Here is a 20668-nt window from a genome sequence, read left to right on the forward strand (position 1 = left end):
AATGACACCATTCGCGCACGCGGCCCTTGTGACCAGGTCGGCGCCATTGTCACTCTTGTCGCCGGCGGAGGGCCAAAAAGCGAGGAGGGCGGTGATGACGGCGACCAAGCACGGTGTATTGGCCAACCTGGGCATGGCGCGCAAGCTGGGCCTGGGTTTTGCCCTGGTGTTGCTGCTCACTCTGGTGGTGGCCGCCATCGGCGTATACGCCCTGGCCAACGTCGGCCAGCGCTTCGAGGGGCTGCGGCAGATGGCCCAGTTCAACACCGACCTGTTGAAGCTGCGCCAACATGAGCAGGCCTTCGCCCTGCGTTCGGATATCAAGGAGGCCGATGCCCTGCGCATGGGCCTTCAAGGGCTGGTGGAGCGGGCCCGCGCCGCGCCTGCGCTGACTTCCGCCGAGGCCGACCTCAGTGCCTACGGGCAGGCCTTCGACCAGTTCGTCCAGGCGGTGCAGGCCAAGGAGCTGGCGCTGGACATGGCCAGCTGGTCGGTATCGAGCGTGGCCAACAACCTCGATGTGCTGCAGGCCGGCCTGGCCGACGACGGCACCTACACCCTCAAGCAGTCCCAGGGCCAGCAAGGCGGCGAGTTCCTTGAGCAGGCCGGACAGGTGGGGCAGGTGTCGCGGCTGATGCTGCAGGCCATGGACGAGGCCCGGGTGCGCCTGGAGCAGAGCCGCAAGGGCGGCGAGGCTGTCGCCGAGGGGCGCATCGCCCAGACGGTGGAGGCCGCCGGCCTGGTGGACCAGCTCAAGTCGGCGGTGACCGATGCCGGCTACCAGAGCGTGCTGGGCGAAGTGGCCGGGCATATCGCCAGTTTCTCCGAGAAGCTCAACGAGTACACCGACCTGCTGGGCCAGGAGCGGGGTATCAAGGATCAGTTGCAGGCCCGGGCCGAGCAGGTCACCACGCGGGTCGACCAGGCCTACCTCGCCCAGGAGCAGGCCATGCAGGCGGAGCTTGCGCGCAACACCGTGGCCATCGCCGCGGCCACGGCCCTGGCACTGCTGGTGGGCGTGCTGGCGGCCTGGTTGATCACCCGGGCCGTGGTCGCGCCGCTCAAGCGGGTGATCAGCCGTGCCCGGCGCATTGCCGCGGGCGAGCTGGGGATCGAGGCCGAGCCGCCGCGTGCCGACGAAGTCGGTCAGCTGCTGCAGGCCATGCAGCAGATGGCCGAGGGGCTGTCCGGTATCGTCAGTGGCCTGCAGCAGGGCATCGATCAGCTGGCCGGCAGCGCCCAGGCCTTGTCGGCGGTCACCGAGCAGACCAACCGCGAAGTCGGTAGCCAGAAGGATGAGACCGAGCAGGTGGCCACTGCCATGCAGCAGATGACCGCCACCGTCCATGACGTGGCGCGCAACGCCGAGCAGGCGGCCCAGGCGGCCCAGGATGCCGACGACAAGGTCGAGTCGGGGCAGCAGGTGGTGCGCCAGAGCATGCAGCGCATCGAGCAGCTGGCGGTGGCAGCCGAGACCGCCAGCAGCGGTATCGACAGCCTCAGCGCCGAGATCCATACCATCGGTGACGTGCTCGAGGTGATCAAGAGCGTGGCCGAACAGACCAACCTGCTGGCGCTCAACGCGGCGATCGAGGCGGCCCGCGCCGGCGAGCAGGGGCGTGGCTTCGCCGTGGTGGCCGACGAGGTACGCGCCTTGGCCCGGCGCACCCGGCAGTCCACCGAGGAAATCGAACGGCTGGTCGCCAGCCTGCGCGGCAACGCCCAGCAGTCGGTGACGCAGATCCGTGGCAGCACCGAGCTGGTGCGCCTGGCGGTGGCCGACACGCTGAAGACCGAGAGCGCCCTGGGCAGCATCGCCGCGGCGGTGTCGTTGATCCAGCAGATGAACCAGCAGATCGCCGCGGCGGCCGAGCAGCAGAGCTCGGTCGCCGAGGAGATCAGCCGCAGCGTCACGCAGATCCGTGGCAGTGCCGACCAGGCGGCGCTGGCGATGGAGGACAATGCCCGCTCAAGCGTCGAGTTGGCGCAGCTGGGCAATGACCTGAAGGGGATGGTGGGGCACTTCAGGCTGTGATTGGCTGTGGCGGCCCTATCGCGGGGCAAGCCCGCTCCCACGCATGCCCGCTCACGGGGTCTGGGCGTGGGAGCGGGCTTGCCCCGCGATAGCGTTGTCAGCCCCTGCGCGGACTGAGAATCAGCAAGGTCAGCACCCCCGCCACGATTCCCCAGAACGCCGAGCCGATCGAGAACAGGGTGAAGCCCGACGCCGTGACCATGAAGGTGATCAGCGCCGCCTCGCGCTCGCGTGCCTCGCCCATGGCCACGCTCAGGCCGTTCATGATCGAGCCGAACAGCGCCAGGGCGGCAATCGACAGCACCAGCTCCTTGGGCAGGGCGCCGAACAGCGCCGCCAGGGTCGCGCCGAAGGTGCCGGCGATGCCGTAGAAGATCCCGCACCAGACCGCTGCCGTGTAGCGCTTGGCCGGGTCTTCATGGGCATGCGGCCCGGTGCAGATCGCCGCGCTGATCGCCGCCAGGTTGATCCCGTGGGAGCCGAACGGCGCCAGCAGCAGCGAGGCGAACCCGGTGGCCGAGATCAGCGGCGAGGCCGGCACCTGGTAGCCGTCGGCGCGCAGCACGGCGACGCCGGGCATGTTCTGCGAAGTCATGGCCACCACGAACAGCGGGATGCCGATGCTGATGGTCGCCGCCAGCGAGAAGCTCGGCGTGGTCCACACCGGGGTGGCGATCTCCAGCTGGAAGCCGCTGAAGTCCAGCAGCCCCAGGGCGCCGGACAATGCCGTGCCGACCAGCAACGCGGCCAGCACGCAGTAGCGCGGTGACAGGCGCTTGACCAGCAGGTAGCTGAAGAACATCCCCAGCACCAACACCGTGCGGTGCTGGGCGGCGACGAAGATCTCGCTGCCGATCTTGAACAGGATCCCGGCCAGCAGGGCCGAGGCGAGCGAAGCGGGGATGCGCCGCACCAGGCGCTCGAAGCTGCCGGTCAGGCCGCACACCAGCACCAGCACGGCGCAGGTGATATAGGCACCGATGGCCTCGCCGTAGCTGACGCCACCGAGGCTGGTGATCAGCAGCGCCGCGCCGGGTGTCGACCAGGCCACGGTGACCGGGGTACGGTAGCGCAGCGACAGGCCGATGCTGCACACCGCCATGCCGATCGACAGGGCCCAGATCCACGACGAGATCTGCGCGCTGGTCAGGCCGGCGGCCTGGCCGGCCTGGAACATCAGCACCAGCGAGCTGGTATAGCCGGTGAGCATGGCGATGAAGCCGGCGACGACCGCCGACGGGGAGCTGTCCGCCAGCGGCCGCAGGCGCGCGGAGGTGGCATCGGTCATGGGGAATTCCTTGTGCAGGTGTAAGCAGTTTTTTCAGGCTACCGTGCAATGGCGTGATCCTTGCCATACAGCAGGCATTGCATTTAGCCGTACAGTCGCCAACTATGGGGTATTACTGCGCAACTGCGTGAAAGGGGAGGGGCGATGTACAAGGTGTATGGGGATTACCAGTCGGGCAACTGCTACAAGGTCAAGCTGATGCTGAGCCTGCTCGACCGCCCGTATGAGTGGCACCCGGTGGATATTCTCAAGGGCGAAACCGAAACGCCCGAGTTCCTGGCCATGAACCCCAACGGCAAGGTGCCGGTGCTCAAGCTCGAGGACGGCACCTGCCTGTGGGAGTCCAACGCGATTCTCAACTACCTGGCCGATGGCAGCGAGTTCCTGCCCAGCGAACCACGCCTGCGTACCCAGGTGCTGCAATGGCAGTTCTTCGAGCAGTACAGCCACGAGCCGTACATTGCCGTGGCGCGTTTCATCCAGTTCTACCTGGGGCTGCCGCAGGACCGGCTGGAGGAATACAAGGGGCTGCACAAGGGCGGCTACAAGGCGCTAAAGGTGATGAACAAGCAGCTGGAAATGACGCCCTACCTGGTTGGCGAGCAGTATTCGATCGCCGATGTGGCGTTGTACGCCTATACCCATGTGGCGCATCAAGGGGGCTTTGACCTGACCGAATATCCGGCGGTGAAAGCCTGGCTGGCGCGGGTGGCCAGCCATCCACGGCATGTGCCGATGGTGGATTGACTCGCTGCTGCCCCACCCCTGTAGGAGCGGCCTTGTGCCGCGAAAGGGCTGCGCAGCAGCCCCTCGGTCTCAGCGTCGACGCATCAATCGCCGGGGCCGCTTTGCGGCCCTTTCGCGGCACAAGGCCGCTCCTACAGTGTGGGGCGTGCGTGCGGGTCAGACCGCCGCGAAGCGTTTGTCCAGATAGGCAATGATGTCCTTGGATTCATACATCCAGGTCACCTTGCCGTCCTCCTCGATCCGCAGGCACGGCACTTTCACCCGGCCGCCGCCTTCGAGCAGCGCCTGGCGGTGCTGGGCGTCGTTCTTGGCATCGCGCAGTGCCACCGGCACGTTCAGGCGGTGCAGGGTGCGGCGGGTCTTCACGCAGAACGGGCAGGCATGGAACTGGTACAGCGCCAGACCCTTGGTCTGCTGCTCGACCTGGGCCTGGGCCGCGGCATCGCGCTGCTTTTTCGCCGGGCGGCTGATCCAGTCGCCGAACACGATTAGCTGGCCGAGGCCGACCCGCAGGGCTTTGACGATCATGGGCAACTCCTGAAATGAAAAAGCCGACCCATGGGGTCGGCTCGGGATACAGGCCGATCACTTGATCAGGCTGAGGAACTCGCTGCGGGTGGAGGCGTTGTCGCGGAACTCGCCGAGCATCACCGAGGTGAGCATGGTCGAGTTCTGCTTTTCGACACCGCGCATCATCATGCACATGTGCTTGGCTTCGATGACCACCGCCACGCCCGCGGCGCCAGTTACCTGCTGCACGGCCTCGGCGATCTGGCGGCTGAGGTTTTCCTGGATCTGCAGGCGACGGGCGTACATGTCGACGATCCGCGCCACCTTGGACAGGCCCAGCACCTTGCCCTTGGGCAGGTAAGCCACGTGGGCCTTGCCGATGAACGGCAGCATGTGGTGTTCGCACATCGAGTACAGCTCGATATCCCGGACTAGCACCATTTCGCTGTTGTCGGAGGTGAACAGCGCGCCGTTGGTGACTTCTTCCAGGGTTTGCTCATAACCGCGGCAAAGGTACTTCATGGCCTTTGCGGCCCGCTTGGGCGTGTCGAGCAGGCCCTCGCGGGAGACGTCCTCGCCGATCTGGCTGAGAATCGCGGTGTAGTTCTGTTCCAGGGACATGGATCTACCTGTGGGATTTTTCGCAAAGACGAAGGGTACGGCGGCGACGGCGGCGCTGCAAGCGCGATGTCACTCGTCGCGCCCTTCGAGCATGGTTCGCTTGAGCATCACGTACACCGCGCCGGTGCCGCCGTGGCGGGCCTGGCACGAGGCAAAACCGAGCACTTGCGGGTGCTGGCGCAGCCAGGTGTTGACGTGGCTCTTGATCATCGGGCGCTTGCCGTCCAGGCGCGCGGCCTTGCCGTGGGTGACGCGCACGCAGCGCACTTCGAGCTTGGTCGCCTCGGCGATGAAGGCCCACAGCGTCTCGCGGGCCTTCTCGACGCTCATGCCGTGCAGGTCGAGGCTGCCCTCGAAGGCAATCTGGCCGAGCTTGAGCTTGCGGATCTGGGTTTCCTGGACGCCGTCGCGGCGCCACATCAGTTCGTCCTCGGCGCCGACGTCGATGACGAACTGGTCGGACAGGCCGTCGATCACCAACGCCTGGTCGCTGCGGATGGTCGCCGCCTGGCGCAGGCCGGCCAGCTGCTTGCGGTCGGCCTTTGGTTTGCCGACTTCGGCGCGGTCGTGCTTGATTGGCTTGACGCCCTGCACTTGGCTGCGGAAGAGGGAAAAGTCGTCGTCTTGCATGGTGCCTCCACGTGGGCGGCGTAGTTTACGCGACTGTGCGTCGGCGTGAAGCCCTGAGCTGCGCGCGGTTTGTGTAGGAGCGGCCTCGTGCCGCGAAAGGGCTGCAAAGCAGCCCCAGGATTTCCGCTTCGATGCATAGATCGCCGGGGCCGCGTTGCGGCCCTTCGCGACACAAGGCCGCTCCTACAGGGGGATGTGTAAATCTGTCAGTCGTGCTTCTTCATCAGGTGCGGCGACAGGTTCAATTCGCGGCCACGGCGCAGGCGGATGCGGCTGCGTCGCCAGACGCGCACGCCGATCCACAACAGCAACAACCCGACCACGACGAGAATCGCCGACAGCGGGCGGTTGGCATTGAGCTCGGCGAGCGCTGCGTAATTGCCCAGCAGGCCGGCGAAACCGGCCATGGCGAGCAAAATGCCCAGGGTGGCCAGCAGCACCGAGAAAGCGGCGGAAACCCGCGCGCCCCAGTTGCTTGGCTCGCGCTGGCGCAGGCGCTTGGCATCGAAACTGCCTTTGAGCTTCATTCGAATTCCTCAGGATCTGGTAGAGCTGATCCGGATTTCGACCTGCGGGTCACCTCGGGGTTCCGCCCGTCCGCCGGGCGGTCGTGGCTCAGACCAGGCTGGCGGTGGGGGCGACGCAGGCGAAGTTGTCGGCCATCACGGCCATCTCGCACTGGTGGATCTGCGCGGCGGGGATCACGGTGTCCTTCAGGGCCAGGTCGCGGGTCGCCGAGGCGTCTTCCACCAGGGTGCAGCGATAACCATAGTCCTTGGCGCGGCGTACGGTGGTGCTGACGCTGGAGTGGCTCATGAAACCGCAGACGATCAGGTCCAGCGGGCCGAAGGCCTGCAGCGTCTCGTGCAGCTTGGTGTTCTTGAAGGCGTTGGGCATGCGCTTGTCGATGATGGTTTCACCGGCCAGTGGCTCCAGGCCCGGGATGAACTCGCCGGCCGGTCCCTGGGGGTCGAAGCGACCGCCGACGGTGCCGAGGTGGCGCACGTGGATGATCGGGCGACCGGCCTTGCGGGCGGCATCGAGCAACCTGGCAATGTTCGCCACGGCCTCGTCCATGCCCGACAGCGCCAGCGGACCGCTCAGGTATTCCTTCTGCGCGTCGATGACGATCAGGCTGGCTTGGCCCAGCTTGGCCGGCGGGTAGTCGCGGCCAGTGAGGCGGAACATCGTGGTTGGAACGGACATCAAGGGCTCCTTGGGTAGGGCTTTTGTACGCCTATTCTCCCTTGCCTTGACGCCAATGTGAATGGTTGACAGCGCAGACAGCGTGGTTGCTGGCTTGTGGCTATCGGTTTGGCTATCAGAGGAAACAAATGTGCGGTGTGGGCTGTTAGACTTTTGTCCTGTCTGAAAAGGAGTACCCCGTGATCACATCCCGCCTGCGCACCCTGCGCGACCATATCCGCTGGGCGGTCAGCCGCTTCCATGAGCATGAACTGTTCTTCGGCCACGGTGCCGACAACGCCTGGGACGAAGCTCGCCTGCTGGTGCTCGGCGCGGTGCACCTGCCCTGGGAGGTGGCCGACAGCTACCTGGACTGCGCGCTCGAGGATGACGAAACGGTACGCCTGCAGCACCTGCTCAAGCGCCGTATCGAAGAACGCGTGCCCACCGCCTACCTGCTGGGCGAGGCCTGGTTCTGCGGCATGTCGTTCATCGTCGACGAGCGGGTGCTGGTGCCGCGCTCGCCCATCGGCGAGTTGATCGAGAAACGCTTCGAGCCGTGGCTGGCCGGCGAGCCTGCGCGCATCCTCGACCTGTGCACCGGCTCCGGCTGCATCGGCATTGTCGCCGCCGAGGTGTTCCAGGATGCCGAGGTAGTGCTGGCCGACCTGTCCTTCGACGCGCTGGAGGTGGCCAACCAGAACATCGAGCGCCATGGCCTCGATGAGCGGGTGTACACCGTGCAGGGCGATGGTTTCGCTGGCCTGCCGGGGCAGCGCTTCGACCTGATCCTCTCCAACCCGCCGTATGTCGACGCCGAGGATTTCGGCGACATGCCGGCCGAGTACCATCACGAGCCCGAGCTGGGCCTGGCCTGCGGCAACGATGGCCTGGACCTGGTGCGGCGCATGCTGGCCGAGGCGGCCGACCACTTGACCGACAAGGGCCTGATGATCGTCGAGGTGGGCAACAGCCAGGTGCATGTCGAGTCGCTCTATCCCGAGGTGGACTTCGCCTGGCTGGAGTTCGAGCGCGGTGGCCACGGGGTGTTCATGCTGACCGCCGAGCAGTGCCGGCAGCATCAGGAGCTGTTCAAGGCGCGGGTCTGAAGGATTCACACCGCCCCCTGCTGTAGGAGCGGCCTTGCCGAGGCGTCGGACCGGCCGGAAAGGGCTGCGTAGCGGCCCCAGGATATCAGTGTTGATGCAAAGATCGCCGGGGCCGCTTTGCGGCCCTTTCGCGGCACGAGGCCGCTCCTACACGGATCGCGTAGGGCAGGTCAGCGGGTGGCGATCCAGATCAGCAACCCGGCCTGGAACACCGCGAACGCCACCAGGCAGGTGATGGTGAAGCGCAGGCCGCTGTCCTCGCGACGGTACTTGGCCACCCGCTCGTCACGCTCGCGCAGCTGGGCTTCCTTCTCCATCAGGTTCTGCTCGGCCTGCTGCAGCATGCCGGCGGCCTCGAGGTTGTCCACGCGCTGCACCTTCTCGGTGTTCCAGCCGCCCTTGAGCTGGCCCACCGGGGTTTCCACCACGCGCCCCTTGAGCAACTGGCCGTCGGTGTACTCCACCGCCAGGCCGACGCTGCCCAGCACATGGTCGCGGCGCAGGCGGGTGTCTTCGTTCAGGGCGTCCTTGTTCGGCAGGCTCATGCCCTCGACCCGGTAGTGCGAGCAACGCTGCTGCAGCCACTGCACCGCCTGCGCCAGCAGGTAGCGGCCAAGGCCACGGTTCAGCGGTTCCAGCTGCAGACCGGCCGGGTCGCCGATACGCACCGTGCGCGCTTCGTGGTCGACGCGGATATCCAGCTGGTTCTGTTCCTTGCGCACCTTCTGCCCCGGCAGGCGGATTTCCATGCGCAGCAGGCTGTGGGCCTTGTCGTGGCGCTCGGCGTAGCCGAACTGGACGAAACGCAGCGGGCGGGCGCCGCTGTTGCGGTCGGTCGGCAGCGGCGCCAGGCGCAGCAACTGGAAATGCTCGGCGGCAAGGTCTGCCCAGGGCAGCGGGGCGCTTTCCGGGGCTTGTTCTTCGGTCGCCTCGGCGGCGGGGGCATCGGTCATCAGGGAATCCTCAGGTGCACGGCGGCCGGGTGCCGGTACCTGCAAGGACATCGCAGATGTGGGCTTGCCCGCGATCGGGGCGCGCATGCCCCCGGATCACTGCCTTCTTAGCCGCGTTATCGGCAGGCCGGGCCAATACCTGAGGGCGCTTTCAGGCCTGCGGCAGCCCGTGGATGAACAGGACGATGCGCTCCCCCAACTCACGGGCCAGCGGTAGTTCGGGATTGCGGTAGCTGTCACGCTGCTGGCCCATCTCCCGGGGGCTGATGCGCAGCATGTGGTTCATGCCGTCGATCAGCGCCAGCTGGGCGTCGGGCTTGGCGGCCTTGAGGCGCTCGGCGTCGGCCACCTCCACCTGGATGTCGTTGCGGCCCTGGACGATCAGCGCGGGCACCGTGAGCCGGGCGAATGCGGCCGCCGGGTCCTGGTGCAGCAGGGTGATCAGGTACGGCTGCACGCTGGGGCGAAATACCTGGCGCAGCGGGGCGGGCACGTCGAGGCTGGTCTGCCCGGCCTGCAACCGGTCGATCAGTGCCACGCCACCGGCCAGTTGCGCCGGGGGCAGGCGCTGGGCCAGTTGTTCACGCAGCACGTCGGCCACCGGCCGGCCGCTGCCGGCCAGGGTGATCACCGCGCTGGCGCCGGCCTGCTCGGCGGCCAGGCTGGCGATCAGCGCGCCTTCGCTGTGGCCGACCAGGATCAGCGGACCGAAGCGCGGGTCCTGGCGCAACGCGCGGCCCCAAGCCACCACGTCGGCGACATAGCGTTCGACGCTGAGGTCGCGTTCGTCGGGGGTGGCCGGCTGGCTGGCGGCCACGCCGCGCTTGTCGAAGCGCACGCTGGCGATGTGCTCGCCGGCCAGCAGCAGGGCCAGGCGCTTGAGGTTGTCGATGCGTCCGGAGGCAGGGTTGTTGCCATCGCGGTCGGTAGGGCCGGAGCCGGCGATGATCAGCACCACCGGTGGCGGGGTGGTTTGCTGGGGCAGCAGCAGGCTGCCGTGCAGCACGCCCTGGCCGGTGTCCAGGTCGATGGGGCGTTGCAGTACGGTGGGCGCGGCCTGGGCGAGGCTGGCGCAGAACAGCAGGAGCAGGGCGGCGAGGCGCGACTTCATGGAGGGGTACTACATGGCTAGGTGTCATTGAGACATTGCAGCGCGATGAAGGTTCGCATGGCTCGCTTGCCGTGCCGGCCTCTTCGCGGGTAAACCCGCTCCCACAGTGAGATGGGCCGGCCTGTGGGAGCAACTGTCTTGCTCAATTTTTAGAATCTGGCGCGATCCCTGTGGGAGCGGGTTTACCCGCGAAGAGGCCGGCATGGGCAACCCATCCTGTAGCGTTTTCCGTATACTGCCGCTTTCGATCACCTCAGGCAGATTCGCGGAGCGTCCATGTCCGGCAATACCTACGGCAAGCTGTTCACTGTCACCACCGCTGGCGAGAGCCATGGCCCGGCGTTGGTCGCCATTGTCGACGGCTGCCCGCCAGGCCTGGAAATCTCCCTCGCCGACCTGCAGCACGACCTCGATCGGCGCAAGCCCGGCACCAGCCGGCACACCACCCAGCGCCAGGAGCCGGATGAAGTGGAGATCCTCTCCGGCGTGTTCGAAGGGCGTACCACCGGCTGCTCGATCGGCCTCTTGATCCGCAACACCGACCAGAAGTCCAAGGACTATTCGGCGATCAAGGACCTGTTCCGCCCGGCCCACGCCGACTACACCTACCACCACAAGTACGGCATCCGCGACTACCGCGGCGGTGGCCGCAGCTCGGCGCGCGAGACCGCCATGCGCGTGGCGGCCGGCGCCATCGCCAAGAAGTACCTGGCCACCCAGGGCATCCGCGTGCGCGGCTACATGAGCCAGCTCGGCCCGATCGAGATCCCGTTCAAGACCTGGGACTCGGTCGAGCACAACGCCTTCTTCAGCCCCGACCCGGACAAGGTGCCGGAGCTCGAGGCCTACATGGACCAGCTGCGCCGCGACCAGGACTCGGTGGGGGCGAAGATCACCGTGGTCGCCGAAGGCGTGATGCCGGGCCTGGGCGAGCCGATCTTCGACCGCCTCGACGCCGAGCTTGCCCATGCGCTGATGAGCATCAACGCGGTCAAGGGCGTGGAAATCGGCGCCGGCTTTGCCAGCGTCGCCCAGCGTGGCACCGAGCACCGTGACGAACTGACCCCCGAGGGCTTCCTCAGCAACAATGCCGGCGGCATCCTCGGCGGTATCTCCTCGGGCCAGCCGATCGTCGCTCACCTGGCGCTCAAGCCGACCTCGAGCATCACCACCCCGGGCCGTTCGATCGACGTCGACGGCAACCCGGTCGAGGTGATCACCAAGGGCCGTCACGACCCGTGCGTCGGCATCCGCGCCACGCCGATCGCCGAGGCGATGATGGCCATCGCCTTGATGGACCACCTGCTGCGCCACCGGGCGCAGAATGCCGACGTGAAAGTGGGCACCCCGGTACTGGGCCAGCTCTGACTTAGCCAGGGTCGGCCTCTTCGCGGGTAAACCCGCTCCCACAGGGATCTCCAATGCTGCGAGATCCCTGTGGAAGCGGGTTTACCCGCGAAGAGGCCGGTGCAGGCTCACACAAGGCCCATCCCATGCCCCCGATCCCTTACTGGCGCCTCTCCAGCTTCTACCTCTTCTACTTCGCCCTGCTCGGCTCCACCGCGCCGTTCCTGGCCCTGTACTTCGACCACCTGGGCTTCTCCCCGGCACGCATCGGCGAGCTGGTGGCCATCCCCATGCTGATGCGCTGCGTCGCACCCAACCTGTGGGGCTGGCTGGGCGACCGCAGTGGCCAGCGCCTGCTGATCGTGCGTCTGGGCGCGCTGTCGACCCTGGCGACCTTTTCGCTGATCTTCTTCGGCAACAGCTATGCCTGGCTGGCGATGGTCATGGCCCTGCACGCGTTCTTCTGGCACGCGGTGCTGCCGCAGTTCGAGGTGATCACCCTGGCCCACCTGCATGGCCAGACCGCGCGCTACAGCCAGGTGCGACTGTGGGGCTCGATCGGCTTCATCCTCGCCGTGGTCGGTCTTGGGCGCCTGTTCGAATGGCTGAGCCTGGACATCTACCCGGTGGCACTGGTGGCGATCATGGCCGGGATCGTCGCCGCCAGCCTCTGGGTGCCCAACGCGCAACCGGTGGAACAGGCCGAGCGGCGCGGGGCAGGGGGCTTTCTCGCGCAGGTGCGGGCGCCCGGCGTGCTGGCCTTCTATGTGTGCGTGGCCCTCATGCAGCTCAGCCACGGGCCGTACTACACCTTCCTCACCCTGCACCTGGAGCACCTGGGCTACAGCCGTGGTGCCATCGGTCTGCTGTGGGCGCTGGGGGTGGTGGCCGAGGTGCTGGTGTTCATGGGCATGAGCCGGATTTTCGCCCGTTTTTCCGTGCGCAAGGTGCTGCTGGCGAGTTTCCTGCTGGCCGCCGTGCGCTGGCTGTTGCTGGGCAACCTGGCCGATATCCCGGCGGCGCTGGTGTTCGCCCAGGTGCTGCACGCGGCCACGTTCGGCTGTTTCCACGCCGCGGCCATTGCCTTTGTCGGGGCCAGTTTCGGCGCCCGTCAGCAGGGCCAGGGCCAGGCGCTGTACGCGGCGCTCTCGGGCACCGGCGGCGCGCTGGGCGCCTTGTACTCGGGTTACAGCTGGAAACTGCTGGGCCCGCACTTCACCTTTGGTATGGCCAGCGTCGCGGCACTCGCGGCAGCCGTTATCATAGCCTTCCGACTCAAAGACAGCAGGAACCACCCCTGATGAGCATCCTCAGCGTATTCGACCCGTCCAGCCCGGAACTGCCGCACAAGGTGCTGACCCACCACGACGACATTGCCGCGACCCTGGCTGAGCAGGGCGTGCGCTTCGGCCGCTGGCAGTCCGGTGCGCGCCTGCGTCCGGGCAGCAGCCAGGATGAGGTGGTCGCGGCGTGCCGTGGGCCGCTCGACCAGCTGATGACCGCCCATGGCAGCGTGGTGTTCGGCGTGCTCAGCCGCGATGGCGTCGACCCAAGCCAGGTCGACCTGCGCGACGAGCATGTGCATGAGGGCGAGGAAGTGTTCGCGCTGATCAGCGGGCGCGGGCAGGTCAGCCTGCGTTTGGGAGACGCGGTGTACGCCGTGTTGTGCGAGAAGGACGATGTGCTGGTGGTGCCCGCCGGTATACGGCGCTGGCTGGACCTGGGCGACACCCCGTTCTGCCTGGCCCTGCGCCTGTTCGCCAGCGAGCAGGCGGTGCAGCCGCGGTTCACCGGTGATGGAACAGCCCGGCAATTTGCCGGGCTCGACGAACTCTGAAAGGGTCGGGTCGCGCAATCAGCGGTAGGTCGGCAGTGCGAAGCGTTGCTGGCTCTGCAGCATCGAGATCACCGGCAGCTCGCTCGGCTGCCCGGCCAGGTCGCGGCGGATGGCGCTGATCGCCCAGGACAGTTGCTCGGCGCTGTGCAGCTGCGCATAGGTCAGCACGCGGCGGGTGACGATGCCGTCGCTGGCGCGCAGGGTCAGCAGGACACCGCCGTCCGGACGCGGCTGGGTGGTGACCTGGTAGGCGGCGAAGACCGAGGCGAATTTTTCCTGGATGAGGTCCATATCAACTCCTGACTGTTGTACTGGCAGACTTGAGTTGATGATTGCAGCGACCGTGCCAGCCTTTGCTCAAGTAAAAAACCTTTAAAATCAATTACTTAAATTTGTTTTTATAAGGTTGCGCATTGCAATCTGCACGCCCGTGCATTTTGCACAGTGCATTTTGCACGGTCATAGCCTGGCTCTCTGCCGCCGATAGAATCTGAACCTTGGACCGCTCGCCGCTGCCTGATGGACACTTGGGCCATTGCCAGATGCCAGGAGGTTCCCGATGTCCGATCACCAGCCCGCCACCATGACCGCCGAAGAAACCGCGGCCTTCGCCGAGGAGGTCTTCGAGCGCGCCCGCCGCGGCGACGCGAACATGCTCGGTCGCCTGCTCGACGGTGGCCTGCCCGCCGACCTGCGCAACCACAAGGGCGACACCTTGCTGATGCTGGCCAGTTACCACGGCCACCACGACGCCGTGCGAGTGCTGCTGGCCCATGGCGCCGACGCACTGATCGCCAATGACAACGGCCAGTTGCCCATGGCCGGCGCCGCTTTCAAGGGCGACCTGGCGATGATCCGCCTGCTGCTCGAGCACGGCGTGCCGGTGGATGCCGCCGCCGCGGACGGCCGCACCGCGCTGATGCTGGCGGCGATGTTCAACCGCCTGGAGATCATCGACTACCTGCTGGCCCAGGGGGCCGATCCGGCACGGCGTGACGCGGCCGGCGCCACCGCGCTGGCGGCCGCGCGGACCATGGGCGCGGTGGATGCCGCCGCACGCCTGGAGGCGAAGGCCGGCTAACCCTTCGGGGGCGTTTGCGGCTATCCTTGGCGCCTTTCACGCCAACCCGCAGGGCCCCCCATGAAAGACCAGTTGCTCGAACTCATCCGCCTCATCGGCGCCGGCTGCATGCGCGATGAGGAGATCGAGCGCATCGCCGCCGAGGCCGCCCAGGCCTACGCCGACCCCGCCGCCTTCCTCGCCGCCAACCCGGACATCAACTACGACGACAGCTTCCCGTTCCCGCTGGGCGAATGGGTGGTGGTCGGCAGCCTGCCCGATACCGTGCTGTTCCAGGCCGACAGCTACCAGGACCTGTTCCAGCAGATCAGCGACTCGTTCGACAAGAGCGTGCCGTTCACCCTCAAGTCCAAGCAGCTGGCGCGCACCGAGGCGCTGACCGCGCTCAACCGCATCCAGGTGCAGATGGGCGCGCTGAACAAGGAAGCCGGGGGCTACGTGCTGCTGAACTTCAGCCAGCTGCTCGATGACGAGCTGCAGATGGTGATGGTGGGGCAGAATGACCTGGCCCGTGTGCTGGAGTTGGGCGAGGCCGTAGGCATCAAGGTGGAGCCGGCGCTGGAGGCGCTGAAGGTGGCGGTGCACGTCTAAGCAACGATTCCCCCTGTAGGAGCGGCCTTGTGCCGCGAAAGGGCTGCGAAGCAGCCCCGGGATTTCAGCGTCAATACAATGATCGCGGGGCCGCTTTGCGGCCCTTTCGCGGCACAAGGCCGCTCCTACAGGGATTGCGCATTGGCCTTTCAGCCCAACGCGGTATCAAGAAACATCATCACCGCGAACCCGCCCATCAGCCCCAGCGTCGCCGCGGTCTGGTGCCCATTGCGATGGGTCTCCGGAATCACCTCGTGGGATACCACGAAGATCATCGCTCCCGCCGCCAGGCCCATGCTGATCGGGTAGGCCAGGGCGAAGCCGGTGGAAATGCCCAGGCCGATCACCGCGCCCAGCGGCTCCATCAGGCCCGAACCGATCGCCACCATCATCGCCTTGAAGTTCGACAGCCCCGTGGCGCGCAGGGCCAGGGCCACGGCCAGGCCTTCGGGGATGTCCTGGATGGCGATGGCGCTGGTCAGCGGCAGGCCGATGTTCATGTCGCCGTTGGCGAAGCTCACACCGATGGCCATGCCCTCGGGCAGGTTGTGCAGGGTGATGGCCAGCACGAACAGCCACACCCGGCTGACCCGCTCGGCCTGCGGGCCACAAGGGCCGGTGCTTTCATGCTCGTGCGGGGTGAAGCGGTCCAGGCCGAGCATCAGTAGCACCCCGAGGCCCATGCCCAGGACCACGGTGAAGGCCGCCGCCGGGCCGTTGCCGGTGATTTCGCGGGCGGCGTCCAGGCCCGGCAGGATCAGCGAGAACGAACTGGCGGCGAGCATCATGCCGGCGGCAAAGCCCAGCATCACATCCTGGGTGCGGGCGTTGACGTCGCGCAGGATCACCGCGAGCACCGCGCCCAGGGCGGTGGCGCCGAAGCCCGACAGCCCACCGAGCAGGGCCAGGTGCAGGTTGTCGGCGTGGTCACCGTTGACCGCGTTCCACAGGCTCGCCAGCAACAGCGCGGCGACGGCCAGCAGGCTCAGGGCCAGGCCGGCGCTGAGCCAGGGCGTGGCCAGGGCCTGTTGCCGCCAGGCGCTGAACATTGAGTCGGGGACGGCACTTTGGGTGTGGGCAGGGGGCATGCGAACCTCGGAGCAGTGAATGACAGCAGTCTATCCACTGACCCGTACGCCCGGCCAAGGATTCCCTTCTATCGAGGCCATAGCCAGCTATGCTCTGGGGCACACACACCGTGCGGGAGCGGCGCCATGGGGTCCACCTTCAACAGCCTGGTCGGTCTGATCATCCTGGCCCTGGATATCTGGGCCATTCTCAATGTGCTCAAGAGCGGCGCCGAGGTCGGCAGCAAGGTGCTGTGGATCCTGCTGATCCTGCTGCTGCCGGTGCTGGGGCTGATCATCTGGGCAATCGCCGGGCCGCGGGGCAATGTGCGGATCTGACTATGGGGACATGGCACCGGCTTTGCCTGTTGATTCAGTTGAGTCAACCGGAACGGCGTGGGAGCGGGCTTGCCCCGCGATGCGGTGTTGGGCACCGGCTTCGCCGGTGATCGCGGGGCAAGCCCGCTCCTACAGGTTATGTAAGCGATAGTTGCTCTCGACAAAATTTTCACACTCGATTTTTGAAAATCCGCGCCGCACAATGCGGCCTTGGTCTCACCTCGCCCTCGAGGGTCCGACCACCAGGCTGTTGGCGACTTCGCCTTCCCGCAAACCGCAATCCTAGGACCTCTCCATTCATGGCTAACACGGACGCCTTGAAGCAACAGGGCGTGCGAGGCTCGTTCTCGCCGACCCTGAAATCCCACCTGGCCTACACGTTGCTCAGTGGCCTGGTGATCATGCTGATGCTCAGCCTGGTGCGCCTGGCGCTGCTGGTCTACAACAGCGACATGATCGGCGACACGCCGAACTCGACCGTCGCCGAGGGCTTCCTCAACGGCCTGCGCTTCGACCTGCGGGTGGTGGTGTACATCAGCATCCCGTTGCTGCTGGCGCTGCTCAGCCCCTGGCTGATGGCCCGCCGTGGCTTCTTCCGCTTCTGGCTGACCATTGCCTCGAGCGTGGTGATGTTCCTCGGCCTGATGGAGATGGACTTCTACCGCGAGTTCCACCAGCGCCTGAATGGCCTGGTGTTCCAGTACATCAAGGAAGACCCCAAGACCGTCATGAGCATGCTCTGGTACGGTTTCCCGGTGGTCCGCTACCTGCTGGCCTGGCTGGTCGGCACCTGGCTGCTGAGCCTGCTGTTCAAGGGCATCGATCGCCTGACCCGTGGCGAGCAAAGCCTCCAGCCTGCCGGCAGCCGCAAGTTCGCGCCGTGGTATGGCCGCCTGGCCGTGTTCATGGTCGTGCTGCTGGTGGCTGTGGTCGCCGCCCGCGGCACCCTGCGCCAGGGCCCGCCGATGCGCTGGGGCGATGCCTTCACCACCGACTCGAACTTCGTCAACCAGCTGGGCCTGAACGGCACGCTGACCCTGATCGACGCCGCCAAGAGCCGCTTCGGCGAGGACCGCGCCAACATCTGGAAGCCGGTACTCGAGCAGCCGCTGGCCACCCAGACCGTGCGCGAGCAGCTGCTGACCGCCAACGACACCCTGGTCGATGCCGACGAGGCCGCGATCCGTCGCGACTTCGTGCCGCCCGTGGCGAACACGCTGCCGGTCAAGAACGTGGTGGTCATCCTCATGGAAAGCTTCGCCGGCCACTCGGTGGGCGCCCTGGGCAGTCCGAACAACATCACCCCGTACTTCGACAAGCTGGCCAAGGAAGGTCTGCTGTTCGACCGCTTCTTCTCCAACGGCACCCACACCCACCAGGGCATGTTCGCCACCATGGCCTGCTTCCCCAACCTGCCGGGCTTCGAGTACCTGATGCAGACCCCGGAAGGCGGCCACAAGCTGTCCGGCCTGCCGGCGCTGCTCAGTGCCCGCGACTATGACGATGTCTACGTCTACAACGGTGACTTCGCCTGGGACAACCAATCCGGGTTCTTCGGCAACCAGGGCATGACCACCTTCATCGGCCGCAACGACTTCGTCGACCCGGTGTTCTCCGACCCGACCTGGGGCGTGTCCGACCAGGACATGTTCAATCGCGGCAACGAAGAGCTGGCCAAGCACGACGGCAAGAAGCCGATCTACGCGCTGCTGCAGACCCTCTCCAACCACACGCCGTATGCCTTGCCCAAGGACCTGCCGGTGGAGAAGGTCACCGGCCAAGGGCGCCTGGACGAGCACCTGACCGCCATGCGCTATTCCGACTGGGCGCTGGGCCAGTTCTTCGAGAAGGCCCGCAAGGAGCCGTACTTCAAGGACACCCTGTTCGTCATCGTCGGCGACCATGGCTTCGGCAACCACCAGCAGGTCACCGAGCTGGACCTGGGCCGCTTCAACGTGCCGCTGTTGCTGATTGCCCCGGGCATCCAGGAGAAGTTCGGCGCGGTCAACCACACCGTGGGTACCCAGGTGGACATCGTGCCGACCATCATGGGCCGCCTGGGTGGCCAGGCCCGCCACCAGTGCTGGGGCCGCGACCTGCTCAACCTGCCTGAGGGCGACCAGGGCGTGGGCATGATCAAACCGTCGGGCAGCGAGCAGATCGTCGGCCTGGTGCAGGGCGATCGCATCCTCATCGAGTCCAAGGACATGACCCCGCGGATGTACCGTTACCAGCTGGGCCGTGAGTTCAAGGCCGAACTGATCGAAAGCCCCGACCAGCCGGAAATGCTCAAGAAGCTCGAGGCCTATATCCAGACCGCGACCAAGAGCCTGCTGGACAACACCGCCGGTGTCGTCCACGGCACGCCGAAGTAAGGCCGCCGCCTGCCCCATGAAGCCCGCCCTGAACCGGCGGGCTTTTTTCATGCGGTTTCATGTATGCGGCTGAACATTCATCCCTGCACCATGGTCAAGTGAGTACGCCGTTCCATTCACCGTTGCGCCAGCGAGGGCTGATCGATGAAAGCATGGGAAGTCAGCTTTGCAGACCAGAAAGGCGAGCCGCAAACGCTGTTGCTCAATGCCGAGCAGCGCCCCAGCGAGGAAGATGCCGCACGCGCCATCCGTTCGCGCCTGTTCCCGCTCATGGACGAACTGGACCTCAACGACTTCCAGGACCGCAGCTTTTCCCCCACGGCGCGCTGGCTCAAGGAACAGAGCGGCGTGACCATCACCACCATTCGCGAAGCGCCCTGAACCGGGTGTCTCTGGCGTAGCGCTGTCTCAGGCGCTACGCTCAAGTCAGGCGCCGGCCTTCTCTGCGGGCCGCCGCCGTTTTCATCGCGTCTTGCAATCCGCTCGTATTGTCAGGCATTCCTTGTGTGCCAGGCAGGTGCGTTGTGCACGGAAAGTCTATCCATTGCTTTGCAGGAGGACGTTTCATGAGCAGCCAGAACGACGACATCAGCAGCAGTGTCCTGCGCCAGATGAAAGCTGGCGGTTTCGATTTCACCCGCATCCATCCCATCGAGTTCTACGCCGTGTTTCCCAGCGAGGCAGGTGCCCGCCGGGCGGCGGGGCAGTTTCGTGGCGAATCGCTCAACGCCCAGGTAAGCGAACGCGACGACGGCGCCTGGCACCTGGAGTTGAGCAAGGTGATGTACGCCACCCATGGCGGTATCGGCGCCTTCGAACAGGCCTTTGAACAGGTCGTCTCGCCCTACGGCGGTGAAGTCGAGGGTTGGGGCGTCAAGCAGGAAAGGCCGATCGCCTAGGCCCGCAAGGGCATCAGTGCGCTTTGCGCCCCGCCATATGCTTCAGGTACGCCAGCACGGCATCGAGCGCCGGCTCATCCAGCACCTGGGTGGAAAACCCGGGCATCTTCGCCTGCGGCCACTGCCGCAGGCTCTGCGGGTCACGAATGTACTGGCGCAGGTAGGCCGGTTGAAAGTACTCGGTGGGGTTGTGCGGCAGGTTCAGGTCCGGGCCCAGGTGCGCGTCGCCGGCGCCATTGAGGCGATGACAGGCCAGGCAGTTCTGCTGGAACAGGGCAAAACCCTGGCGCACCGGGTCGTTCTCGGCCACGGCCGGGTCGGGCAGCAGGGCGGGGAAGCGCGTCTCGACCGGGGGCAGGCGGCGGATGCTGGCGATCTGATACGGCCATTGTTCCGGGCGAATACCGCTGGCCTGGGGTTGGGTCCATACCAGGTAGAACGGCCCGGCGCCTGGCTTGCCCTTGCTCAGCGCGGGCCAAGGGTGGCTGGGGTCTTCGATGGCCAGCCAGGCCTGCGCGGGGCCCGCCTGCAACAGCGGCCCGGCGGGCATCTCGGCGGCGAAGCCATCGAGGGCCACGGCCTGCAGGTGATCGCTCGGGTTCACGCCCTGCAGCAGCACCGCCAGGGGCACGGCGCGATAATGCAAGGTGCGCTTGTAGGCCACGTCCTGTTCGATGGTGATGTTTCGCGCCTGCGGATGGGCAAGTAGCTGTTCACTGCTCCAGCGCCGGCTGTCGCCGCCCAGTTCGAGGTTCAACTGCGCCGCCGACAATGTCGGGGCGAGCAGTAGGCAGAGCAGGGCAAGACACAGGCGCATGGACGATCTCCAACCATCAAGGTCGGCAGATTACCCACGCGTGCTCGGAAAAGGCCACCGCCGCGTTCAGCCGAACAGCCGGGTGAGGTTCGGCAGGATCAGCAACAGCGTCGTGGCGAAGAGTAT

The 20668-nt window shown here is 66.3% G+C and carries 23 protein-coding genes; 12 read left to right on the forward strand and 11 right to left on the reverse strand.

The window, feature by feature from the left end; translation table 11 throughout:
• Nucleotides 1-94 precede the first annotated feature (94 nt).
• On the forward strand, nt 95-2035 hold the full coding sequence (locus POF53_RS03210) for a methyl-accepting chemotaxis protein (protein ID WP_254463851.1): 1941 nt from the start codon (nt 95-97) through the stop codon (nt 2033-2035).
• A 97-nt stretch (nt 2036-2132) separates the two neighbouring features.
• Here the strand turns inward: POF53_RS03210 and POF53_RS03215 are convergent, their stop codons facing one another.
• Nucleotides 2133-3323, reverse strand: a complete 1191-nt coding sequence (locus POF53_RS03215) for a benzoate/H(+) symporter BenE family transporter (RefSeq protein ID WP_234562877.1) — start codon at nt 3321-3323, stop codon at nt 2133-2135.
• 144 nt (nt 3324-3467) lie between these two features.
• Between POF53_RS03215 and POF53_RS03220 the strand changes: the two genes are divergently transcribed.
• Nucleotides 3468-4070 carry a glutathione S-transferase family protein gene (locus POF53_RS03220; protein ID WP_050704632.1) on the forward strand — a complete coding sequence of 201 codons (603 nt, stop codon included), beginning with the start codon at nt 3468-3470 and terminating at the stop codon, nt 4068-4070.
• A gap of 156 nt (nt 4071-4226) precedes the next feature.
• Here the strand turns inward: POF53_RS03220 and POF53_RS03225 are convergent, their stop codons facing one another.
• The 5 genes from POF53_RS03225 to POF53_RS03245 form a co-directional block, all read right to left on the reverse strand.
• Nucleotides 4227-4598: a glutathione S-transferase N-terminal domain-containing protein gene (locus POF53_RS03225; RefSeq protein ID WP_232856413.1), complete on the reverse strand. Its 372-nt coding sequence runs from the start codon at nt 4596-4598 to the stop codon at nt 4227-4229.
• A gap of 57 nt (nt 4599-4655) precedes the next feature.
• Nucleotides 4656-5201: a GTP cyclohydrolase I FolE gene (folE, locus tag POF53_RS03230; RefSeq protein WP_110736603.1), complete on the reverse strand. Its 546-nt coding sequence runs from the start codon at nt 5199-5201 to the stop codon at nt 4656-4658.
• Between the two features lie 69 nt (nt 5202-5270).
• A complete protein-coding gene (locus POF53_RS03235) occupies nt 5271-5831 on the reverse strand; it encodes a Smr/MutS family protein (RefSeq protein WP_232856412.1) in 561 nt (186 codons plus the stop codon).
• A 206-nt stretch (nt 5832-6037) separates the two neighbouring features.
• Entirely contained in the window at nt 6038-6358 is a 321-nt protein-coding gene (locus tag POF53_RS03240; protein ID WP_203647603.1) for a hypothetical protein, read from the reverse strand.
• A gap of 88 nt (nt 6359-6446) precedes the next feature.
• The gene (locus POF53_RS03245; protein WP_050704637.1) at nt 6447-7037 is read right to left on the reverse strand and encodes a cysteine hydrolase family protein; all 591 of its coding nucleotides are present in this window, start codon (nt 7035-7037) and stop codon (nt 6447-6449) included.
• 179 nt (nt 7038-7216) lie between these two features.
• On the opposite strand from POF53_RS03245, the gene prmB reads away from it, so the two are divergent.
• A complete protein-coding gene (gene prmB, locus POF53_RS03250) occupies nt 7217-8125 on the forward strand; it encodes a 50S ribosomal protein L3 N(5)-glutamine methyltransferase (protein ID WP_198742723.1) in 909 nt (302 codons plus the stop codon).
• Nucleotides 8126-8295: 170 nt separating this feature from the next.
• Here the strand turns inward: prmB and POF53_RS03255 are convergent, their stop codons facing one another.
• Together POF53_RS03255 and POF53_RS03260 are read right to left on the reverse strand one after the other, a co-directional pair.
• Nucleotides 8296-9078 (reverse strand): hypothetical protein, encoded by a 783-nt coding sequence (locus POF53_RS03255; protein ID WP_254463850.1) that lies wholly within the window; start codon nt 9076-9078, stop codon nt 8296-8298.
• 151 nt (nt 9079-9229) lie between these two features.
• Complete coding sequence (locus POF53_RS03260) at nt 9230-10189, reverse strand: alpha/beta hydrolase (protein ID WP_234562876.1); 960 nt, start codon at nt 10187-10189, stop codon at nt 9230-9232.
• Nucleotides 10190-10465: 276 nt separating this feature from the next.
• On the opposite strand from POF53_RS03260, the gene aroC reads away from it, so the two are divergent.
• The 3 genes from aroC to POF53_RS03275 all read left to right on the forward strand — a co-directional run bounded on the left by aroC (nt 10466) and on the right by POF53_RS03275 (nt 13373).
• Nucleotides 10466-11557 (forward strand): chorismate synthase, encoded by a 1092-nt coding sequence (aroC, locus tag POF53_RS03265; RefSeq protein WP_203647600.1) that lies wholly within the window; start codon nt 10466-10468, stop codon nt 11555-11557.
• Between the two features lie 125 nt (nt 11558-11682).
• Entirely contained in the window at nt 11683-12837 is a 1155-nt protein-coding gene (locus tag POF53_RS03270) for an MFS transporter (RefSeq protein ID WP_232856410.1), read from the forward strand.
• Nucleotides 12837-13373 (forward strand): hypothetical protein, encoded by a 537-nt coding sequence (locus tag POF53_RS03275; RefSeq protein ID WP_498966349.1) that lies wholly within the window; start codon nt 12837-12839, stop codon nt 13371-13373. Before POF53_RS03270 ends, POF53_RS03275 begins: the two co-directional genes overlap by 1 nt.
• An 18-nt stretch (nt 13374-13391) precedes the next feature.
• Here the strand turns inward: POF53_RS03275 and POF53_RS03280 are convergent, their stop codons facing one another.
• The gene (locus POF53_RS03280) at nt 13392-13664 is read right to left on the reverse strand and encodes a DUF3509 domain-containing protein (RefSeq protein ID WP_203647597.1); all 273 of its coding nucleotides are present in this window, start codon (nt 13662-13664) and stop codon (nt 13392-13394) included.
• 268 nt (nt 13665-13932) lie between these two features.
• Here POF53_RS03280 and POF53_RS03285 point away from each other — a divergent pair, with 268 nt between their 5' ends.
• Together POF53_RS03285 and POF53_RS03290 are read left to right on the forward strand one after the other, a co-directional pair.
• A complete protein-coding gene (locus POF53_RS03285) occupies nt 13933-14454 on the forward strand; it encodes an ankyrin repeat domain-containing protein (protein ID WP_232856407.1) in 522 nt (173 codons plus the stop codon).
• Nucleotides 14455-14514: 60 nt separating this feature from the next.
• A complete protein-coding gene (locus tag POF53_RS03290; RefSeq protein WP_232856406.1) occupies nt 14515-15045 on the forward strand; it encodes a hypothetical protein in 531 nt (176 codons plus the stop codon).
• Nucleotides 15046-15194: 149 nt separating this feature from the next.
• Here POF53_RS03290 and POF53_RS03295 read toward each other — a convergent pair whose 3' ends face one another.
• On the reverse strand, nt 15195-16094 hold the full coding sequence (locus tag POF53_RS03295) for a ZIP family metal transporter (protein WP_498966352.1): 900 nt from the start codon (nt 16092-16094) through the stop codon (nt 15195-15197).
• Between the two features lie 165 nt (nt 16095-16259).
• Here POF53_RS03295 and POF53_RS03300 point away from each other — a divergent pair, with 165 nt between their 5' ends.
• The 4 genes from POF53_RS03300 to POF53_RS03315 all read left to right on the forward strand — a co-directional run bounded on the left by POF53_RS03300 (nt 16260) and on the right by POF53_RS03315 (nt 19725).
• Nucleotides 16260-16451 (forward strand): PLDc N-terminal domain-containing protein, encoded by a 192-nt coding sequence (locus POF53_RS03300; RefSeq protein WP_203647593.1) that lies wholly within the window; start codon nt 16260-16262, stop codon nt 16449-16451.
• 299 nt (nt 16452-16750) lie between these two features.
• A complete protein-coding gene (locus POF53_RS03305) occupies nt 16751-18826 on the forward strand; it encodes an LTA synthase family protein (protein ID WP_232856405.1) in 2076 nt (691 codons plus the stop codon).
• A 144-nt stretch (nt 18827-18970) separates the two neighbouring features.
• Nucleotides 18971-19207, forward strand: a complete 237-nt coding sequence (locus POF53_RS03310; RefSeq protein WP_110736624.1) for a hypothetical protein — start codon at nt 18971-18973, stop codon at nt 19205-19207.
• A 185-nt stretch (nt 19208-19392) separates the two neighbouring features.
• Entirely contained in the window at nt 19393-19725 is a 333-nt protein-coding gene (locus POF53_RS03315) for a ribonuclease E inhibitor RraB (protein WP_186712832.1), read from the forward strand.
• 13 nt (nt 19726-19738) lie between these two features.
• Here POF53_RS03315 and POF53_RS03320 read toward each other — a convergent pair whose 3' ends face one another.
• A complete protein-coding gene (locus tag POF53_RS03320) occupies nt 19739-20542 on the reverse strand; it encodes a c-type cytochrome (RefSeq protein WP_203647591.1) in 804 nt (267 codons plus the stop codon).
• Between the last annotated feature and the right edge of the window lie 126 nt (nt 20543-20668).

This window comes from Mitsuaria sp. RG, from assembly GCF_028369275.1.
In the GTDB taxonomy this organism is placed as follows: domain Bacteria; phylum Pseudomonadota; class Gammaproteobacteria; order Pseudomonadales; family Pseudomonadaceae; genus Aquipseudomonas; species Aquipseudomonas peradeniyensis.

Bases quoted from the DNA above. Each gene is read 5' to 3' on its own strand.
- POF53_RS03210 (WP_254463851.1), top strand. From the start codon at position 95: ATGACGGCGACCAAGCACGGTGTATTGGCCAACCTGGGCATGGCGCGC.
- POF53_RS03215 (WP_234562877.1), bottom strand. From the start codon at position 3,323: ATGACCGATGCCACCTCCGCGCGCCTGCGGCCGCTGGCGGACAGCTCC.
- POF53_RS03220 (WP_050704632.1), top strand. From the start codon at position 3,468: ATGTACAAGGTGTATGGGGATTACCAGTCGGGCAACTGCTACAAGGTC.
- POF53_RS03225 (WP_232856413.1), bottom strand. From the start codon at position 4,598: ATGATCGTCAAAGCCCTGCGGGTCGGCCTCGGCCAGCTAATCGTGTTC.
- folE (WP_110736603.1), bottom strand. From the start codon at position 5,201: ATGTCCCTGGAACAGAACTACACCGCGATTCTCAGCCAGATCGGCGAG.
- POF53_RS03235 (WP_232856412.1), bottom strand. From the start codon at position 5,831: ATGCAAGACGACGACTTTTCCCTCTTCCGCAGCCAAGTGCAGGGCGTC.
- POF53_RS03240 (WP_203647603.1), bottom strand. From the start codon at position 6,358: ATGAAGCTCAAAGGCAGTTTCGATGCCAAGCGCCTGCGCCAGCGCGAG.
- POF53_RS03245 (WP_050704637.1), bottom strand. From the start codon at position 7,037: ATGTCCGTTCCAACCACGATGTTCCGCCTCACTGGCCGCGACTACCCG.
- POF53_RS03255 (WP_254463850.1), bottom strand. From the start codon at position 9,078: ATGACCGATGCCCCCGCCGCCGAGGCGACCGAAGAACAAGCCCCGGAA.
- POF53_RS03260 (WP_234562876.1), bottom strand. From the start codon at position 10,189: ATGAAGTCGCGCCTCGCCGCCCTGCTCCTGCTGTTCTGCGCCAGCCTC.
- aroC (WP_203647600.1), top strand. From the start codon at position 10,466: ATGTCCGGCAATACCTACGGCAAGCTGTTCACTGTCACCACCGCTGGC.
- POF53_RS03270 (WP_232856410.1), top strand. From the start codon at position 11,683: ATGCCCCCGATCCCTTACTGGCGCCTCTCCAGCTTCTACCTCTTCTAC.
- POF53_RS03275 (WP_498966349.1), top strand. From the start codon at position 12,837: ATGAGCATCCTCAGCGTATTCGACCCGTCCAGCCCGGAACTGCCGCAC.
- POF53_RS03280 (WP_203647597.1), bottom strand. From the start codon at position 13,664: ATGGACCTCATCCAGGAAAAATTCGCCTCGGTCTTCGCCGCCTACCAG.
- POF53_RS03285 (WP_232856407.1), top strand. From the start codon at position 13,933: ATGTCCGATCACCAGCCCGCCACCATGACCGCCGAAGAAACCGCGGCC.
- POF53_RS03290 (WP_232856406.1), top strand. From the start codon at position 14,515: ATGAAAGACCAGTTGCTCGAACTCATCCGCCTCATCGGCGCCGGCTGC.
- POF53_RS03295 (WP_498966352.1), bottom strand. From the start codon at position 16,094: ATGTTCAGCGCCTGGCGGCAACAGGCCCTGGCCACGCCCTGGCTCAGC.
- POF53_RS03300 (WP_203647593.1), top strand. From the start codon at position 16,260: ATGGGGTCCACCTTCAACAGCCTGGTCGGTCTGATCATCCTGGCCCTG.
- POF53_RS03305 (WP_232856405.1), top strand. From the start codon at position 16,751: ATGGCTAACACGGACGCCTTGAAGCAACAGGGCGTGCGAGGCTCGTTC.
- POF53_RS03310 (WP_110736624.1), top strand. From the start codon at position 18,971: ATGAAAGCATGGGAAGTCAGCTTTGCAGACCAGAAAGGCGAGCCGCAA.
- POF53_RS03315 (WP_186712832.1), top strand. From the start codon at position 19,393: ATGAGCAGCCAGAACGACGACATCAGCAGCAGTGTCCTGCGCCAGATG.
- POF53_RS03320 (WP_203647591.1), bottom strand. From the start codon at position 20,542: ATGCGCCTGTGTCTTGCCCTGCTCTGCCTACTGCTCGCCCCGACATTG.